We start from the raw sequence: 18,506 nt of genomic DNA on the forward strand, positions 1-18,506 counted from the left end.
CCCGCCGATCCGGTCCTCGATCCGCGTCGTCCCCGTGGATCCTCGCCGAGGAGGTGCCGCCTTCTCCCCGCATCCCGGGCCGGACGTCCGGCCCGGGATCGGATCCCTCCGACGTTCCGCGGTTCCCAGCGGCCCGCGTGCGGGCCCGGCGCCGGTTCCTGTGGGGCGCACTCAGTCGGCCCCGCGCGGGGGTCCGGCCGGCAGGGCGAGCGTCACCGAGAGTCGGTGCGGCCCCGGTCTCGGCGCGGTCCGCTCAGCTCGGACCCGCCGCGGTCTGCCGGCGTCGCAGCACCGCGCGGATCACAGCCGCGGCGGCGAGGGCGAAGGCGACCGGGAGGAGGATCATCGGCAGGTATGTCAGCAGATGCGAGGGGGTGTACCCCATCCACGCCTGACCCAGAACGCCGAGGAGTGCGGCGGCTCCGATGACGGCTGCTGCGACGGCCACGACGACGATGGCCGTGTCGACACGCTTGGCTGACAATGCTCGTCCCTCCCGAGGGAATGTGCTTTCCTGACCCCACCATCATACCCCTGGGGATACACTGAACGGCGATGTCAACGACCTTCAGCGCCTGGCTCGCCCACAGCTCCGATGCGGACTTCGAGTCCTTCGCCCGGAGCCGCCGGGACCTGCTCCAGCCCGAGTCGCCGACGATCGGGGCGCTGGCCGCGGCCGCGTCCTCGCGCATCGGGGTCTCCCGCGGCATCGAGGCGCTCACCGCGTCCGAGCTCGACCTCCTCATCGACCTCGCCACCGCGGCCCGCACGAGCCCCGACATCGACATCGACTCCCTCACGCCCACCCCCGCCGAGGCGGAGCTCACCCGCCTGCGCGACCTCGGTCTCGCGTGGCCGACGTCGACGCCGGGCTCCTGGAGGATCCAGTCGGAGGCGATCACCCTGCTGCCGACGTCGGCGGCCGAAGCCGCCCGGCCCCGCCCATGGCAGACCTCCGCCGAGGCGGCGATCGATGAGTCTGAGACCGCGATCCCGCAGGCGCTCATCCACAACAGCGAACAGGCCGCCGTCGCCGAGGTGATCTCCTCCCTGCGCGGGCTCGTCGACGATCTCGACTCCGCACCGGTGTCCCGGCTGACCAGCGGCGGCATCTCGAAGCGCGACGTCGGTCGGCTCGCCCGCAGCCTCGAGCTCGAGAGCACCCACACGATCACCCTGCTGCTCGCGGCGAAGGCGCTCGGACTCATCGGCGTCCTCGACGACCCGCTCGACCCGCAGTGGACGGCGAGCGACACAGCACGCGAGGTCCTCTCCGGCGACCGCGCCGATACGTGGGCGGCACTCGTCACCGCCTGGCTGCGCGAATCCCAGGAGGTCACCCAGCTCGTCGCCGGGGCGAGTGCGAACGAACGCCTCACCGTGCTCGCGACGCCGAAGAGGTCCCTGTTCAAGGGCTTCGCCCAATCCGTGCCGACGATGCCGCTGCTGCGGTCCACGGTGCTCTCCGTCCTCCACGGCATCGGCCTCGGCTCCTCACGCTCGGCGGCCTGGATCCACCGGGAGGTGCTCCGCACCCATCCCCTCCTGCCCGCCCACGAGGCGGCGATCACCGAGGAGGTCCTGCGGACGACGGTCATGCTCGGTCTCGCGACGACCCCGCTCCAGCAGCCGAACCACTTCGGACCGAGCCGGTTCGGGTCGATGCTCGCCGCCGGCCTCGAGCGGGCGATGGCCGCTGAGGCCCGCCGTGACCCCTCCATCGCTCCCCTGGGTCTGAGCGTGGCCGCACTGGCGGTGCCTGCCGAGGTCACCGCCGAGGTCCGAGACGGTCTCGTCCCCGAGGTCGAGACCGTGCTCATCCAATCCGATCTCACGGCCGTGGCGACAGGACCTATCGACCCGCGGGTCCACCACATCCTCCGCCGCTTCGCCGTCGTCGAGGCCCGCGGTCAGGGCACCGTCTACCGGATCGATGCGGACACAGTCGAGGCGAGCATGCAGACGGGCATCGACTCAGCCGAGGTGCTCTCCCAGCTGCGGGAGATCAGCGCCGAGGAGCTGCCCTCGACGCTCGAGTTCCTTGTCACCAACACGGCGGCGAAGCTGCGCCGCGTCCGCGTCGCAGGCGCCCGCGCCGTCCTCGTCGTCGACGACCCCGTCGACCTCGACGTCATCCTCGCCGACCAGATCATGGTGCCCGCGAACCTCGAACGGCTGGCCCCGACCGTGGCGATCAGCCAGCTCGGTCCCGAACGCACCATGCACCTCCTCGAATCCGGGGACCACCATGCGCTCCTCCACTCCCCCGCCGGTCCCGTGCGACGCCGCTCGGTGATCACGCAGACCGAACCCGAGGTGACGACGAGGAGGCGGGCCCGGGTGAGCGACGAGCGCCTCGACGAGTATCTGCGGATCCTCCGCTCACCGGCGGGTGCCGCGAGCGCTCAGACGGCCAGCGACGAACCGCTCGGACACCTCGACCGGCTGCGGGAGGCTGCGGCGACGAAATCGCTCGTGACGATCCGGCTCGCCGATTCCCACGGGAACGAACGGGTGGTGCGGATGCAGCCGACGACAGTCAACGGGGGTCGGGTGCGCGGGACGGTGGTCACGACCGGCGCCGAGGCGTCCCTGTCGATCGCGCGCATCGTCAGCGTCGACCCGGTGCCGGACCCGGCAGCGCAGGCATCGGCGGACGGAGCCGACGGCACAGCCGGTACCGACGACACGGGCGGCCCCGACGACGCGGACGGGGCCGGGGAACAATCGGGACCGCGCGGGCGTTGACCACCTCGTTGTCACCTCGGCGAAGGAAGTGAATGAACGGACCCCTCATCGTCCAGTCCGACCGGACCGTGCTCCTCGAATCGGGCCATCCCCTGGCCGTCGAGGCGGCCGTGGCGATCGCCCCGTTCGCGCAGCTCGCGCGCACCCCGGAGTACATCCACACGTACACGATCACCCCGCTGGGACTGTGGAACGCGCGTGCGAGCGGGCATGACGCGGAGTCGGTCGTCGACGTCCTCCTCGAGTTCGCGAAGTACCCGGTGCCCCACGAGCTGCTCGTCGACATCGTCGACATCATGGACCGGTTCGGGGTGCTCACGCTCATCGACCATCCCCTCCACGGGCTCACCCTGACGTCGACGGAGACCGAGCTGCTCGACCGGCTCGTCGGCCAGCCCGACCTCGTCGGCAAGTTCGGCAGGCGCCTCGATGCCGAATCCGTCCTCGTCCACCCCTCCGAGCGCGGGGAGCTCAAGCATGCGCTCCTCCAGCTCGGGCACCCGGTCTCCGACCATGCCGGCTACGTCGACGGCGAAGCCCACGACATCGCGCTCAGCGATGACGCCCACGGCGGGCAGTGGCATCTGCGCGACTACCAGCGCGAGGCGATCGACCAGTCACTGGCCGGGGAGTCCGGGGTCGTCGTCCTCCCCTGCGGGGCGGGCAAGACCGTCGTCGGGGTCGCGACGATGTCGCGGGTGCAGACGACGACGCTCATCCTCGTGACGAACTCGGTCTCGGCGAAGCAGTGGAAGGATGAGATCCTCGCGCGCACCACCCTGACCGAGGACGAGATCGGCGAGTACTCGGGCTCGGTCAAGGAGATCCGGCCGATCACGATCGCCACCTATCAGGTGCTCACGACGCGGCGGAAGGGCTCGTATCTCCATCTCGAACTCCTCGACGCCAAGGACTGGGGGCTCGTCATCTATGACGAGGTCCACCTCCTTCCGGCCCCGATCTTCCGGCTCACCGCGTCCCTGCAGGCGAGGCGGAGGCTGGGGCTGACGGCGACCCTCGTGCGCGAGGACGGCCGGGAGGACGAGGTGTTCTCCCTCATCGGGCCGAAGCAGTACGAGGTGCCGTGGAAGGAGCTCGAACGTCTCGGGTTCATCGCCACCGCCGCCTGCCATGAGGTGCGCGTGCGCCTCGACGGGGGCACCCGGACCGCGTACGCCCGCGCCGACGGGGAGGACCGCTACCGGTTGGCCGCGACCTCGGATGCGAAGCTGCCGATCGTCCGCAGCCTCGTCGCCGAGCACCCGGACGCGCAGATCCTCGTCATCGGCCAGTACCTCGACCAGCTCGAGGAGATCGGTGCGGAGCTCGACGCGCCCGTGCTCACCGGCCAGACCCCGGAGTCGCAGCGCCAGCAGCTCTTCCGCGACTTCCGCTCCGGCGCCATCCGCGTCCTCGTCGTCTCCAAGGTCGCGAACTTCTCCGTCGACCTGCCCGCCGCCTCGGTGGCGATCCAGGTCTCCGGGGCGTTCGGGTCCCGGCAGGAGGAGGCGCAGCGCCTCGGCCGCATCCTCCGCCCGAAGGAGGATGCGGGGTCGGCGACGTTCTACACCGTCGTCGCCGCCGACACCGTCGACGAGCACTTCGCCGCCCAACGCCGCCGGTTCCTCACCGAGCAGGGCTACAGCTACGACATCGAAGTCCGGTAGCCCTCGCGCGGCGGTTTCACCCGGTGACGCGGGGATCTCACCCGCGGGCATGGGATCTCACCCGCGGGCGCGGACGACGCGGCCCTCATCCCAGACCGGCTCGCTCGACTCGTAGACCTCGCCGTCGGAGCCGAACACGAGGAACCGGCCGAAGTCCCGGGCGAACCAGCGGTCGTGGGTGACGGCGAGCACCGTCCCGTCGAAGGCGGCGAGTGCATCCTGGAGCGCCTCGGCGGAGACGAGGTCGAGGTTGTCCGTCGGCTCGTCGAGGAGGAGCAGGGTGGCCCCGGCGAGTTCGAGGAGGAGGATCTGGAACCTCGCCTGCTGCCCGCCGGAGAGCGAGTCGAAGGTCTGCTCGGCCGCCCCGGCGAGCTCGTAGCGGGCGAGCGCCCGCGACGCGGGTTCACGCGGCAGACCGCTGCGGTGCTCGTCGCCGCGGTGAAGGATCTCAAGCAGGCTGCGCCCACTCAGGTCGGGCCGGCCGTGCGTCTGCGCGAACCACCCCGGGCGCACCCTCGCACCGAGCCGCACCCGTCCCTCGTGGTCGACGGCGGGGATGTCGATGTCGCTGACCGGCCGGTGCTCGGCCTCCGGGTCGGTGCCGCCGGCGGCGAGAAGGCGGAGGAAGTGGGACTTCCCCGACCCGTTCGACCCGAGCACCGCGACCCGGTCCCCGTAGTGGACCTCGAGGCCGAAGGGCAGCATGAGGCCGGTGAGCTCAAGACCGTCGGCGACGATCGCGATCTTCCCGGTCCGTCCCCCGCCGAGGCGGATGCCGAGGTTCTGCTCGCGCGGGATCGCCTCGGGCGGGCCTGCGGTCTCGAACCGTTCGAGCCGTGTCTGCGCGGCCCGGTACCGTGAGGTCATGTCCGAGTTGTAGGCGGCCTTCTGCTTGTACATCTGGACGAGAGCGCGGAGCTTCACGTGCTCTTCGTCCCAGCGCCTGCGCAGCTCCTCGAGCCGTTCGAAGCGGGCGGCGCGCGCCTCATGGTAGGTGCCGAACCCGCCGGGATGGACCCATGCGGAATTCCCTGCCGCGGAGAGTTCGAGCGTGATGATCTCCGTTGCCGCCTGTGCGAGCAGCTCCCTATCGTGGGAGACGAAGAGGACGCTCTTGTCCGTCTCCCGCAGCTGGGCCTCGAGCCACCGTTTGCCCGGCACGTCGAGGAAGTTGTCGGGCTCATCGAGGATGAGGACCTCGTCGGTGCCGCGCAGCAGCGCCTCGAGGACGAGCTTCTTCTGCTCCCCGCCCGACAGCGTCGAGACGGCGCGGTCGCGGCACTTCTCGAACGGGACCCCGAGCGCCGAGGTGGTGCACGTGTCCCAGAGGACCTCGGCGTCGTAGCCGCCGGCGTCCGCCCATTCGCTCAGGGTGTTCGCGTAGGCCATCTGCACCTCGGTGGTCTCTCCGTCGGGTCCAAGCAGCCGCTGCTCGGCCCGGCGGACGACGTCCGCCGCTGTGCGGATCCGCTTCGGCGCCAACTCCTCGAGCGCCTCGGCGACGGTGTCAGCGGTGATGAACTGGCGCATGAGACCGACGGATCCGGTCCGGGAGACCGACCCGGACTCCGGGACGAGCTCACCGATGAGGATCCGCAGCAGCGTCGTTTTCCCCGCGCCGTTGGCACCGATGAGAGCGGCCTTCGCCCCGTCGCCGGCGCGGAAGTTCACTCCCGAGAGCAGGGGACGGCCGTCGGCCAGGGTGAACGAGACGTCGCTGACTTCGATGTGGCCCATGCCCTCAAGCTATCAGCTGCGGTCTCAGCCACCGTCCGGGCGCTGAGATCGACGCGGAATCGCCTCACACCTCGGCGAAGGCCTCCGAGCGGGCGACGACCTCACGGCTGCGGACCCGGCGGGCCAGCCGGGACTCGCCCCATTTGATGAAGACGACTCCGCCGAGGATGAAGACGCCGCCGAAGAGCTGGATCGGGGCGGGCATCTCGGCGAGGAGGAGCCACGCGACGGCGACGGAGAACGGGACCTCGATGAGGTTGACGAAGGACCCGACGGTCGCGCCGATGTAGCGCAGGCCGAGGATGCCGGTGATGTAGGCCCCGGCGGTGAAGAGGACGATGAGCGCCATCGGCAGCACCCACGAGGCCTGGACGCCGCCGAAGTCGACGTCGTGGACCGTCGCACCCCACGGCATGACGCCGATGAGGACGACGACGCCCATGACGAGGGCACCCACGCCCATGCCGAGCCCGGTCAGCGCCACCGGCGGCACGGTGATCGTGTCCTTGGCCGAGACGAGGAAGTACGAGGCGAGGCAGACCGCGGCGGCGAGCGCCATGACGACGCCGAGGATGCTGATCGAGGCGCCACGGAGGTTGAGGACGAGGAGGAGGCCGATCATCGAGATGACGACTCCGATGAACGTCACGGTCGCCGGGCGGGTGCGGGTGCGCGCCCAGATCCAGAAGACGATGAGCATCGGCGCGGTCATCTCGAGCAGCAGGGCGACGGCGACGGTGAGGTGCTCGACGGCGACGAAGTAGAAGCCCTGCACCCCGGCCATCGAGACGAGTCCGTAGATGAGGACGGTGCGCCAGCTGCTGCGCACCTCCGCCCAGCGTCCGCGCAGCGCGATGAGGCTGGGGACGAGGAGGAGCAGGGCGGCGCCGACGAGGCGGATGAGCACGACGGCTCCGGGCGTCCACCCGACCGCGTACATCGTCTTCGCGATCGGTCCCGAGACCGCGAAGAAGAACGCCGAGGCGAGAGTGAGGACGAACCCCAGAATCACTGTGCGACTCATTCCTGACCTCCTGAAGTGTGTGTTCGCCGAGGCGGCTGACCGTTCCGTCGCAACGGATCGTCGACGGCGACTGACCGTTCCGACGTGCCGGACTGTCCCGCCGTGACGGGCGTCACTGCGGGTCAGGGACGCATTCAGCGGTGAGTGCGAGCCCCTGTGCTGCCAGTATTCCGCAGCCGAATGAAATGAGTCAAGTGCATTTTGCTCCTTACAGGCTGTGGCACAATGGTCACCATCATGACTTTTGCCTACGACATCCGCTCGAACCTCACGATGCTCGTCGACCTCCTCAACACAGCAGGGACCATCGCCGAGGCGGGCGATGAGCTGACGACGACGGCGAACCTCCACGACTTCGCCTCCCGACACGACTTCTCGGGACCGCTGCGGGCGACGAAGAGCGACGTCGAGGAGACCCGGCGACTGCGCGACCGGTTCGATGCCGCCTTTGCGGCCGGACTCGACCCAGAGGTCGACAGCGACCGCGAGGCGCTCGAAGAGCGCATCGTCGCCGAGGTCAACCTCACCCTGCGCGAGACCGACGCCCTGCCGCAGCTCGTCCGCCACGACGACTGGGACTGGCACCTCCACGCGGTCGGCTCGAGTGCGAGCCTCGCCGATCGGGTCGCCGCCGACGTCGCGCTCGTCCTCATCGACCTCATCCGCTCCGGCGACCTCGACCGGCTCGGTCGCTGCGCGGCCGAAGACTGCCGGGCCTACCTCGCCGACCTCAGCCGCAACCGCTCGAAGCGCTTCTGCGACACCGGCAACTGCGCGAACCGCACCCACGTCGCGGCCTTCCGTGCCAGGCAGAGCGACGCCGAGCACGCGAACGGCTGAGAACCCCGCCCGCCGGGATCTCACAGCAGGACTCGACGCGGATGCGGAAGCGACGCTCGCGCCCCTCTTTCTGTGTCCGGCTTGCGCGGAGGCTGAGATTCCCCGCAATTCGCCCCTCGGTTCCTGAGAGCCTGAGAGCCGAAAGGGCCCTCAGACGACTTTCCTGGGAATTTTTCAGTGATCGAGGTCACATTCGCGTTCAGCTGACGTTCACTTGACTCTCAGGGTAGCTCTCCACACTGGACGCATGAGCACACAGAATGACACCGACATCGAAGCGACCCTCCTCGTTGTCGACGATGAGCCCAACATCCGCGAACTCCTCTCGACGAGCCTGCGCTTCGCCGGCTTCGACGTCGTCTCCGCCGCCAACGGAGCCGAGGCCCTGCGACTGGCCGAGCAGACCAACCCCGACCTCCTCGTCCTCGACGTCATGCTGCCCGACATGGACGGCTTCACCGTCACCCGGCGCCTGCGCCAGATCGGCATGAACGCTCCCGTCGTCTTCCTCACCGCCCGCGACGACACCTCGGACAAGATCACGGGGCTGACCGTCGGCGGTGACGATTACGTGACGAAGCCCTTCAGCCTCGAAGAGGTCGTCGCCCGCATCCGCGCGGTGCTCCGCCGCACCCGCAGCCTCGAAGAGGAGGAGAACGCCGTCATCGTGGCAGGCGATCTCGAACTCGACGACGACACCCATGAGGTGCGCCGTTCGGGCATCCTCATCGACCTCTCCCCCACCGAGTTCAAACTGCTGCACTACCTCATGCTCAACGCCAACCGCGTGCTCTCGAAGTCGCAGATCCTCGATCACGTCTGGGAGTACGACTTCGGCGGCGACACGGGCATCGTCGAGTCCTACATCTCCTACCTCCGACGCAAGATCGACGTCACCCCGGAGACCGACGCCGCAGGCCACCCTGTGGAAATGGAGTGGACGCCGATGATCCAGACCAAGCGCGGTGTCGGTTACATGCTGCGCACACCGGAATCCAAGTAGTCCCCCAAGCGCGGACGCTAGATTACTCACGTGGCACAACAATCCCGTCCCTCCCGACCGAGCTTCTGGGAGGAGTGGTCTCTGACCACCAAACTCCTCGGCATCATGATGCTCCTCATGCTCCTCGTCCTCTCCGGGACGAGCGCGTGGGTGCTGGAGAACCTCCGCGACAGTCTCATCGAACGCACTGACGAACGTCTCATCAGCGCCTCGGAGACGCTGGCGAAGCAGGCGTACCAGGACGTGTTCCAGCCGGCGCAGCTGCAGTCGACGGAGGACGGCAAGGGCGGGACCTCGGCGCCGACGACGATCGACTCGGATTCGTGGCGCCAGCTCAAGGATCTGCTCCCGGGCGGGTTCTACGTCCAGTTCTTCGACACCAAGGGCAACCCGATCAGCGACCCGGTCGCCCCGTCGCCGAAGAACCACCCGATCCTTCCCAAGGTCACCGAGGCCGACGTCTACGAGAAGGCCGGTGAGCCGTTCACGGTCGCCGGAACGAACTCGCAGTGGCGGGCACGGGCGATGAAGGTGCAGAACACCCAGGTGCTCGTGACGATCGCGGTCCCCTTCGATCGCGAGATCGACAACATCAACGAGCGCGCCCGGAACACGATGATCGGCATCGGCCTGCTCGCACTCGCGATGGTCGCCGGCATCGGGTACTGGGCGATCAACAACACCTTCCGACCGTTGCGTGACATCGAGAAGACCGCGTCCCGGATCGCCGGCGGCGATCTCAGCCAGCGCGTGCCGACCTTCCCCCGCAACACGGAGCTCGGTCGGCTCTCGGCAGCGCTCAACACCATGCTCGGACGGATCGAGGATTCGTTCGACGGCCAGACCCGCTCCGAGAAGCGGATCCGGCAGTTCGTCTCCGACGCCTCGCACGAGCTGCGCACCCCGCTCGTGACGATCCGCGGGTATGCCGAGCTCTACCGGCAGGGCGCGATCACGAAGCCTGAGGACATCGGCCAGGCCATGGAGCGGATGGAGTCGGAGGCGAAGCGGATGGGCGTGCTCGTCGACGACCTCGTCGTCCTCGCCCGCCTCGACGAGCAGCGACCGGCGGAGATCGGACCGATCGACCTGTTCAAGGTCGTCCGCGACGCCGCCGCCGACGCCGCAGCCCAGGCCCCGGACCGGGACATCAGCTTCATCGGACTCGACGGATCCGATGCGCAGCCGGTGCCGCTCATCCGCGGCTCGGAGTCCAAGATCCGCCAGGTCATCGTCAACCTCGCCGGCAACGCCGTGCGGCACACGCCCGAGCAGGCGGCGATCGAATTCGCCGTCGGCGTCGTCGGTCTGCCGGATGACGCTGAGCGCAGGTCCAACGGCGGCGGGGACGACTCGGGCAAGCCGGGGGCGAAGGAGAAGTCCCGTGAGCGCGGTTTCGTCACCGGCGGAGTCCGCATCTTCCGCCGAGGCGACTCGAGCGGTGCCGATGCGGCCGACGCGCAGGAACCGGCGGGGATCGTCCCCAACGTCACGGCCGCAGGAACCCTGGCCGTCGACGATTCCCTGCGGGGGTTCCCCAACGGTCGGGTCCGCTTCGAGGTCCGCGACCACGGCGAGGGCATCGATCCGGAGATGGTCCCGCGGATCTTCGAGCGGTTCTACCGCCTCGACGTCTCCCGCACCCGGGACACCGGCGGATCGGGCCTCGGTCTCTCGATCGTCAAGGCGATCGTCGAGAACCATCACGGAGTCATCTCCGTCCACGAAACGCCAGGGGGCGGCGCGACCTTCCGCGTCGACCTGCCGATACCAGAGAACGAAGACAGTGCTCCAGACGCGCGAAAGGACGAGCGATGAGCAGCAACGACGGTAACACTTCCCGGAACCGGGGCAGGCACGGAGACGACGACTACCGCACGTTCCCTCGTCGCTCCTCCGAGGTCCCCCGCACCTTCCCCAGCGATTCGGCTGCCGACCGGTCGGACTCGACCTCGCCGAGGCGGGACTCCGATCCGTCGGGACCCGACACGTCCCAGCCGGGCCAGGGCTCGGGCCAGCCGACCCAGGGCCAGTCGGGTCAGGGGTCGGGGTCGTCGAGCTCCGGCTACGGCCAGGGTTCCGGACAGGCGGGCCCTCGATCCGATGAGTCGACCCGCAGCTACCCGGCGACGACCGGTTTCGGCGCCTCGGGTGGAGACGACCGGACCCGCGTCCAGCCGACCTATGCTCAGAACCCTGTGGACGGCAACGGCCGGGGCAGCGGCGCCTCCACCGGTCAGGGCGGCACGTACGGATCGAATCAGGGTGGCACGCACAACCCGTCCAGCGGCTACGGTCAGACCGGCGGCTACGGTCAGTCGGGCAACTCCAGCCAGTCGGGCTACGGTCAATCGCGCGGCTACGACTCGAGCGCGCAGGGCAGCGCCACCGGCGGACACCCCTCCCCCGGCACCCCGTCGGACTCCCAGGGCCGGTCGTCGAACGCACCGGGTCAGTCATCGATCGCCCCGGGTCGGTCGTCGAACGCTTCGGGCGGCGCAGCAGCTGCGGGCTTCGGTGCCGCCGCCGGCTACGCGGCCGGACACCAGGGCTCCGGCGCCACCGGTCAGCAGGGCTCAGCCGCATACGGAGCGCCTGGTCCCCACGGCTCCCAGCCGGGATCGTCCAGCGGCTACCCCGGTGCCGGAGCCTCCGGTCAGCCGGGCGCCGCAGCCGGTCAGTACGGATCCGCCGGTTCCGGTCAGTACGGATCATCGACCGGGTCCTACGGCTCGGGCGGCCAGTACGACACGAGTGGTCAGGGCCAGTACGGCGCCTCCGGGCAGGGCCAGTATGCCTCGGCGGGCGCCAGCCCCTACGCCACCGACTCCTACGGCTCCGGAGGTCAGGGTCCGTACGGAGGCGGTCAGCAGCCTCGGCGGGAGAAGCGCGGACCGGGGTGGGGCGCGACGATCGCCATCGCCCTCATCGCCGCCCTCCTCGGCGGGGGTGCGGCGTTCGGCGGCAGCTATGCGGTGAGCGCGATGCAGGAGGGCACCGAGTCGAGGAAGGTCGCCGAGCAGACGATCGAGACGCCGGACTGGACCGAGGTCGCGAAGTCCGCATCCGAAAGCGTCGTCTCGATCCAAGCCGCCGCGAACGGTCGCGTCGTCGCCCTCGGATCGGGCTCCCTCTACGACGATCAGGGCCACGTCATCACGAACAACCACGTCGTCGCCCCCTCGGACACTCCGGGCGGCGAGCTCACGGTGACGATGAAGAACGGTGCGACGATGAAGGCCGAGATCGTCGGCCGGGATCCCTCGACCGACATCGCGATCATCAAGCTCGACCAGGTTCCCGAAGGCGTCAAGCCCCTGCCGATCGGCGATTCGAAGGCGCTGAGCGTCGGCGATCCGGTGATGGCGCTCGGCAATCCGCTGGGACTCGCCGACTCGGTGACGACCGGCATCGTCTCGGCCCTCGACCGACCCGTGACCACGGAGAACATCGGCGATGACGCGTCCTCGCAGCAGAAGGAGCTGACGATCACCAACGCGATCCAGACGGACGCGGCGATCAATCCCGGCAACTCGGGCGGCCCGCTCGTCGACGGCAACGGCAACTTCATCGGCGTCAACTCCGCTGCGGCGTCGCTCGGCCAGGGTGAGGAAGGTCAGCAGTCGGGGTCGATCGGCATCGGCTTCGCCATCCCCGCCTCGCAGGCGGTGATGATCGCCGATCAGCTCATCGCCACCGGCAAGGCTCAGCACCCGTTCCTCGGCGTCCGGCTCACCGACGGACAGATCAACACCGGTGGGATCACCCGCGCCAGCGCCAAGGTGCAGGCCGTCGAGCCGGGTTCTCCTGCCGCCAAGGCAGGGTTCCAGGACGGTGACGACGTCATCGCAGTGGGCGACACGAAGGTGACGAGCGCGATCTCGCTCCAGGCCCTCGTCCGCGCACAGCCGGTGAACACCCCCGTCGAGTTCACCATCGTCCGCGGAGGTCAGGAGCAGAAGCTCTCGGTCTCGCTCATCCTCCAGTGAGGGCTCATCCTCCAGTGAGGGCTCATCCTCCCCTGAGGAGAGCGGCCAGGGTGTGAGTCGGGTGCTCGGGTGAGGCCGGGAAGCGGGTGAGGCGGACGGGTGCGATCACCTGTGTGCCAGCGCCTGGGGACAGATCCGGCACTCATGTGCTGGAAGGGTGTGGACGGTCAGGGACCGTCCACACCCTTCGTCGTCCCCCTTGCCCGCGGACGCGGGTCAGGCAACGCTGGACCCTGCCCCCACGACCATCGCCTCTCGCGGTGGCGACCATCGCAGGAGAAGGAGAAGCCATGAGTTTCGAAGTCGACGCCGAGCGCGTCTCGTCCGCAGCCACCGCCACCGCCGCCTCGTCGCAGGCCCTCGTAACGGAGTCGAACACGATGCTGCGCAACCTGCTCACGCTGCAGGAGTGCTGGAAGGGCAGCGCGGCACAGAACTTCCAGGCGGTCATCAACCAGTGGGAGGGCGCGCAGAAGCAGCTCTTCGAGTCGCTCAACTCCATCCACGGTGCCCTCGGCACCGCGGCGGCCCAGTACTCGGAGGTGGAGGCGGCGAACTCGCGGCTCTTCGCTCCGTGAGTCAGCCCACCGATCGGTGCCGGCCCCGCCGAGCGACCCCGGCCGGATGCTCCTCGGCGCACCCGGTTGCGGTCGTCCCGGGGCCCGCCCGCCCACGCTTCCTGCGCACTCTCGAGCACCGTCGCCGGAGTCTGCGCCAGGCGCGACACGCGGACCGATCTGTCCCTGTTTCCTCGTCTGCATCTGGGAAACTATCAGCCTTTATGAGTAGGCTGAAGGCGATAAGTTCACGGCGATCGAGGCCGGGAGACTCCTGGATGGGAGGTTTCCGTTCCGCGCTCGCCGGATCAGGACCAGAGCAGGAGTCGACAACGGTGAGCATCTTCCAACGAATCGCGACGATCTTCGGAGCGAAGGCGAACAAGGCCCTCGACAAGGCCGAGAACCCCAACGAAACCCTCGACTACTCGTACCAGAAGCAGCTCGAACTGCTGCAGAAGGTGCGCCGCGGCGTTGCCGACGTCGCGACCAGCCGCAAGCGCCTCGAACTGCAGATCAACCAGCTCGAGCAGCAGCAGAACAAGCTCTCCGGCCAGGCGCAGAAGGCGATGGAGATCGGACGTGAGGACCTTGCGCGCGAAGCGCTCACCCGCAAGTCCGGGCTGAGCCAGCAGATCACCGATCTCCAGACCCAGCATGAGGGTCTCCAGGGCGAGGAGCAGAAGCTCACGCTGGCCTCCCAGCGCCTCCAGGCGAAGGTCGATGCGTTCCGCACGCGCAAGGAGACCATCAAGGCGACGTACACCGCCGCCGAGGCGCAGTCGAAGATCGGCGAGGCGTTCTCCGGCATCTCCGAAGAGCTCGGCGATGTCGGCCTCGCCGTGCAGCGGGCGGAGGACAAGACCGCGGCCCTGCAGGCCCGGGCCGGTGCCGTCGACGAGCTCATCGCCTCCGGCGCCCTCGATGACGTCACCGGGACGCGGAAGGACGACATCAGCGCCCAGCTCGATGCGCTCTCGAGCGAGAACGACGTCGAGATGGAGCTCGCCCGCATGCGCGAGTCTCTTCCGGCCGGCGAGAAGAAGGACCAGAAGTCGCTCGAAGGCGAGGGCCAGTGATGATCATCCGGATCATGGGCGAGGGTCAGTTCGACGTCGCCGACGTCGATCAGGCGCTTCTGCAGAAGTACGACAACCAGGTCGAGCACGCTGTCGAATCCGGTGACACGGAGGAGGCCCGCACCGCACTGCAGGAGCTCCACGACTACGTCGTCAGCCACGGCAAGCCCGTCTCCGACGACTTCCTCGGCACGAGCGACGTCGTCGTCCCCTTCGTCGACGCCACCCTCGAGGAGATCTCCGAGCTGCTCACCGGCGAGGGGTTCATCCCCGACCCTGCCTGAGTCCGGTCCGCCCAACCGCCGAGGCTGCACTCCGGATCTCCGCCCCGCAGCCTCCCGGTCCATCCGACCTCGACTCCACGATTTCCGGCCCGTCGCCTGATGCCAGGTGATGGGCCGGATGCGCACAACCCAGAGAGGACCCACGATGTCGAACCGCTTCGTCAAGGACAACGGACTCACCATGCGGATGGGGTGGACGATCTTCCTCAACGGGCTCATCTACGTCGTGCTCATCCTCGCTGTCTGGTGGATGCTCGGCGGCAGCACGACCGGTGTCATCATCGCCGTGCTCGTGAGCATCGGGGCGTTCTTCTTCCAGTGGTACTTCTCCGACTCGATCGCGATGAAGGCGATGGGCGCCAGAGAGGTCACCCCCGAGGAGGCACCTGAGCTCCACACGATGATCGACCGACTCACGCAGCTCTCGGATTCGACGAAGCCGCGGGTGGCCGTGTCCAACTCGGCCGTGCCCAACGCCTTCGCCACCGGGCGCTCCCCCAAACGCTCGGTCGTCTGCGTGACCCGAGGCCTGCTCGAGAAGCTCGACCGAGAGGAGGTCGAGGTCGTCCTCGCCCACGAGCTCTCCCACGTCGCCCACCGTGACGTCACCGTGATGACGGTTGCCGGTGTCACCGGCGTCGTCGCCGCCCTGATGATGCGCGCCGGCTACTACATGACCCTCGGCGGACGCCGCGACAACAACGGCGGCATCCCCATCCAGCTGCTCTTCATCCTCGTCGGCGCCGTCGTCTACGGTCTCTCGTTCCTCCTCATCCGCAGCCTCTCCCGCTACCGCGAGCTCGCAGCCGATCGGGCCGCGGCCCTCCTCACGGGTCGACCCTCGGTGCTGGCCTCGGCGCTGACGAAGCTGAGCGGGGACATGAACAGGATCCCGGAGAAGGACCTGCGCGAGACCGCCTCGGCGAACCATCTCGCCCTCATCCCCGCCGCACATGGCAGCTCGGGATTCGGGGAGCTCTTCTCCACCCACCCCTCGCTCGACAAGCGGCTCGCCCAGCTGGCGAAGATCTCCGCGCAGCTCTCGAAGCCGGAATGACCGACCGCGCCCGGCTCGGGCCGCTGTCGGCTCCGGGCACCGCCACCGACACTCTCTAGGAGACCCATGGGCTTCTTCGACGCCATCCTCGGCCGCTCCAAGCCGAAGCGCGCCAACCTCGACGACCTCTTCGCTCTGCCGCCTGCGGCACTCACCCTGCAGGCGGCCACCGGTTTCGTCCCCACCGGTGTCGGTGCGGTCGTGTTCCGCCAGGTCGAAGGTGCGGCCTTCGATTCCGCCGAGGCAGAGAGCGTCGCGCTCATCAGCTCCGACCCGGCCGCCAGCGTGCGGCAGACGAACGACGGCTTCGGCTACACCTGGCAGGTCGTCACCGATTCCGACGCCGAGGTGGTCAACCTCGTGACGAACCTCCACGCCGTCAACGCGGCGCTGGTCAACCAGGGCTTCGACACGATGCTCCTGTGCTCGACCGTGTACTTCGCGCACCCGGACGGGAGGCGGCTGGCGCTCGTCTACCAGTACAAGCGCGGCACGTTCTACCCCTTCGCGCCGACCGGCCCGCGGCAACGGGACAACGCGCTCGAGATCCAGGTCAAGGGCGTCCTCTCCGGTGAGCTGCCCTTCGAGGACGACATGTCGCGCTGGTCCCCGCTCTGGGACGCGCCCGGACTCGACGAGACTCCCCGCGCCCTCGAGGGCTGAGCATACTCACACGGAGATGATCTCGCCGCTTCGCGGCATTCCCCCGTCGAAGCTCATCGGCACCGGCTGCGCGTTGTCGAAGTCGAGCCGATCGACAGCCTGCACGTGCACATGGGGTTCGGTGCTGTTTCCGGAGTTGCCGACCCTGGCCACCGGCACACCGGGGGTCACGGACTGCCCGGGCACCACCATGGCGCTGTGCTGCTGCAGGTGGCAGAGGACGACGAAGGCCGAGCCGACGGCGATGACGATGTGATTGCCTGCCAGTTCCCGCCACCCGCCGGCCAACCTGGTGCGCTGGGAGGCTGCGTAGAGCAGCGAGGGGAACCCGCGATGGGTCCGGTGATCGACGAGGCTGTCCTCGACGACGATGATCGCCCCGTGCGCCGGTGAGCAGAGCCTGCGACCGAAGCCGGGGAAGTGCTCAGGAACCTCCGTGCGCAACAGCGCGGCGACGGTGAAGGGAGCGGATCGCCCGCCCGCATCGACGGGGACGAAGTCGATCGCATGTGCGCTGCCGAAGAGCGTGGTGCCGTGGCTGGGCACACGGTCGGCAGGGCTGTTCTGGACCAGCCACCGACCCTGGAACGGGTAGACGCAGTCGATCGCCGCACCCGACCGGTCCGACGAGGACTCAGCAGGCACGGCGATCGACTCGCTGTGCTCAGTTCGGTGCGGACGGGACCGACATTCCTCAGTCCGTCTCTGCTCGGACCTCGAAGACCTCGCCGAGCGCCTCGACACGGTCACCGGGACGGATGGTCGCTCCTCGGCGGGTCTCGACCTCGCCGTTGACGAAGACGTCACCGGCGGCGATGAGATCCTTGGCCATCGCACCGTGTTCGGCGACGCCGTGGAGTTTGAGGAGCTGGCCGAGCCTGATCGACTCGTCACGGATCGGAACGACGTCCATCAGAAGTCGAAGCCTCCGAAGTCGCCGAAGAGTCCTCCGCCGTCGCCACCGTCGCCGCCGCCGAAGAATCCGCCGCCGTCACCACCGCCGACATCGCCGCCGCCGGCGTCTCCGCCGTCGGCACCCATGCCGTCCTGGTAGCCCTCGGCGTACGAGCCGTCCCAGCCGCCGCCCATGCCGCCGAAGAGCATGGCGCCCATGAGGACACCTGGCAGCAGGCCGGAGCCGGCGTAGGAGTTGAAGTAGCCGCGGTTGTACTCGGCGTAGGCCGGGCCGGCCTCCCAGTAGGCGCGACGCGTGTGACCGTCACCGGTGACGACCTTGCGGACCGCGGGTTCGGCGCCGACGGCGACGCGCTCGGCATCAGCGGCGCACACCGGGACCGGGCGCAGCTGACCGCCGGCGGGAGCCCAGTCGATGTCCTCGACCGAAGGTCCGTGCTGCGGGTTGAAGAAGCATGGCGGGCGCCTCACGGGAAGCGGCTTGCCCTCGACGCGGGCACGCACGCACTTCGCGGCGTAGCGGCCGTCTTCGAGCGCCTCAGTGACATGACGGATGTCAGTGGGCTCCTCGACCTTCTCGAGGGTCTCCTTCGCCACATCGTAGGAATCGAGCGCCTGCTTGTAGTCCTGCGATCCGCCGGTGTCGAGTTCGACCCCGGACGTGAGGATGTCGAGTTCGGCGACCTCTTCGCCGAATTCGGTGACGTCCTCTTCCGCAGCCTTCTTCACCTGCGCGAGCTCCGCGGCGTGGAGCTCCTTCTGACGTTTCTTCTCCTTGCGGTGGCCGATGAAGAAGATGGCCCCGAGGACGATGAGTATGAACAGGAAAACTGTTCCCACGATCTCTGCCTCCCAGATGGACGGAACACTGCCCAGTATGCCCGATGAAACTGGCAAGCGACTGAGCCGCGCCCCTGTGCGCCCTCAGTCCCAGCCGCCCTTT

At 68.8% G+C, this 18,506-nt stretch carries 17 protein-coding genes; 11 read left to right on the top strand and 6 right to left on the bottom strand.

The genetic code is table 11. The annotated features are described in order from the left end of the window. Positions 1-253: 253 nt before the first annotated feature. Entirely contained in the window at positions 254-484 is a 231-nt protein-coding gene (locus ACQ1RG_RS01230) for a hypothetical protein (RefSeq protein ID WP_009376426.1), read from the bottom strand. Positions 485-555: 71 nt separating this feature from the next. On the opposite strand from ACQ1RG_RS01230, the gene ACQ1RG_RS01235 reads away from it, so the two are divergent. Together ACQ1RG_RS01235 and ACQ1RG_RS01240 are read left to right on the top strand one after the other, a co-directional pair. After that, positions 556-2,748 carry a helicase-associated domain-containing protein gene (locus ACQ1RG_RS01235; protein WP_009376427.1) on the top strand — a complete coding sequence of 731 codons (2,193 nt, stop codon included), beginning with the start codon at positions 556-558 and terminating at the stop codon, positions 2,746-2,748. A 32-nt stretch (positions 2,749-2,780) separates the two neighbouring features. Then, positions 2,781-4,415: a DNA repair helicase XPB gene (locus tag ACQ1RG_RS01240; protein WP_009376428.1), complete on the top strand. Its 1,635-nt coding sequence runs from the start codon at positions 2,781-2,783 to the stop codon at positions 4,413-4,415. Between the two features lie 57 nt (positions 4,416-4,472). Here ACQ1RG_RS01240 and ACQ1RG_RS01245 read toward each other — a convergent pair whose 3' ends face one another. Further along, positions 4,473-6,152: an ABC-F family ATP-binding cassette domain-containing protein gene (locus tag ACQ1RG_RS01245; protein WP_009376429.1), complete on the bottom strand. Its 1,680-nt coding sequence runs from the start codon at positions 6,150-6,152 to the stop codon at positions 4,473-4,475. 64 nt (positions 6,153-6,216) lie between these two features. Further along, positions 6,217-7,176, bottom strand: coding sequence for an EamA family transporter (locus tag ACQ1RG_RS01250; protein WP_227007167.1), 960 nt, complete (start codon positions 7,174-7,176; stop codon positions 6,217-6,219). Between the two features lie 237 nt (positions 7,177-7,413). Here ACQ1RG_RS01250 and ACQ1RG_RS01255 point away from each other — a divergent pair, with 237 nt between their 5' ends. From ACQ1RG_RS01255 to pspAB, 9 genes are all read left to right on the top strand, one after another. After that, the gene (locus ACQ1RG_RS01255) at positions 7,414-8,016 is read left to right on the top strand and encodes a CGNR zinc finger domain-containing protein (protein ID WP_040341326.1); all 603 of its coding nucleotides are present in this window, start codon (positions 7,414-7,416) and stop codon (positions 8,014-8,016) included. 247 nt (positions 8,017-8,263) lie between these two features. Then, positions 8,264-9,019 carry a response regulator transcription factor gene (locus ACQ1RG_RS01260; RefSeq protein WP_009376432.1) on the top strand — a complete coding sequence of 252 codons (756 nt, stop codon included), beginning with the start codon at positions 8,264-8,266 and terminating at the stop codon, positions 9,017-9,019. Positions 9,020-9,049: 30 nt separating this feature from the next. Beyond that, the gene (locus tag ACQ1RG_RS01265) at positions 9,050-10,837 is read left to right on the top strand and encodes a sensor histidine kinase (RefSeq protein ID WP_009376433.1); all 1,788 of its coding nucleotides are present in this window, start codon (positions 9,050-9,052) and stop codon (positions 10,835-10,837) included. Next, positions 10,834-13,008 (top strand): S1C family serine protease, encoded by a 2,175-nt coding sequence (locus ACQ1RG_RS01270; protein ID WP_009376434.1) that lies wholly within the window; start codon positions 10,834-10,836, stop codon positions 13,006-13,008. The genes ACQ1RG_RS01265 and ACQ1RG_RS01270 overlap by 4 nt, the downstream gene beginning before the upstream one ends. A 290-nt stretch (positions 13,009-13,298) precedes the next feature. Further along, positions 13,299-13,586 (top strand): WXG100 family type VII secretion target, encoded by a 288-nt coding sequence (locus ACQ1RG_RS01275; RefSeq protein ID WP_009376435.1) that lies wholly within the window; start codon positions 13,299-13,301, stop codon positions 13,584-13,586. Between the two features lie 314 nt (positions 13,587-13,900). Then, positions 13,901-14,644, top strand: coding sequence for a PspA/IM30 family protein (locus ACQ1RG_RS01280; RefSeq protein ID WP_009376436.1), 744 nt, complete (start codon positions 13,901-13,903; stop codon positions 14,642-14,644). Continuing rightward, positions 14,644-14,928, top strand: coding sequence for a PspA-associated protein PspAA (pspAA, locus tag ACQ1RG_RS01285; RefSeq protein ID WP_009376437.1), 285 nt, complete (start codon positions 14,644-14,646; stop codon positions 14,926-14,928). Before ACQ1RG_RS01280 ends, pspAA begins: the two co-directional genes overlap by 1 nt. A 145-nt stretch (positions 14,929-15,073) precedes the next feature. Further along, positions 15,074-15,985, top strand: a complete 912-nt coding sequence (htpX, locus tag ACQ1RG_RS01290) for a zinc metalloprotease HtpX (RefSeq protein WP_009376438.1) — start codon at positions 15,074-15,076, stop codon at positions 15,983-15,985. Positions 15,986-16,051: 66 nt separating this feature from the next. Beyond that, positions 16,052-16,648 (top strand): PspA-associated protein PspAB, encoded by a 597-nt coding sequence (pspAB, locus tag ACQ1RG_RS01295; protein WP_009376439.1) that lies wholly within the window; start codon positions 16,052-16,054, stop codon positions 16,646-16,648. A 6-nt stretch (positions 16,649-16,654) separates the two neighbouring features. On the opposite strand, the gene ACQ1RG_RS01300 is transcribed toward pspAB, so the two are convergent. The 3 genes from ACQ1RG_RS01300 to ACQ1RG_RS01310 are packed head-to-tail and all read right to left on the bottom strand — an operon-like array spanning position 16,655 to position 18,403. Next, entirely contained in the window at positions 16,655-17,293 is a 639-nt protein-coding gene (locus ACQ1RG_RS01300) for a M23 family metallopeptidase (protein ID WP_009376440.1), read from the bottom strand. A gap of 49 nt (positions 17,294-17,342) precedes the next feature. Then, positions 17,343-17,561, bottom strand: coding sequence for an RNA-binding S4 domain-containing protein (locus tag ACQ1RG_RS01305; protein ID WP_009376441.1), 219 nt, complete (start codon positions 17,559-17,561; stop codon positions 17,343-17,345). Beyond that, complete coding sequence (locus ACQ1RG_RS01310; protein ID WP_009376442.1) at positions 17,561-18,403, bottom strand: OadG family protein; 843 nt, start codon at positions 18,401-18,403, stop codon at positions 17,561-17,563. The genes ACQ1RG_RS01305 and ACQ1RG_RS01310 overlap by 1 nt, the downstream gene beginning before the upstream one ends. Between the last annotated feature and the right edge of the window lie 103 nt (positions 18,404-18,506).

Origin of the sequence: Brevibacterium sp. K72, from assembly GCF_050562175.1 — a bacterium.
GTDB lineage: Bacteria > Actinomycetota > Actinomycetes > Actinomycetales > Brevibacteriaceae > Brevibacterium > Brevibacterium casei.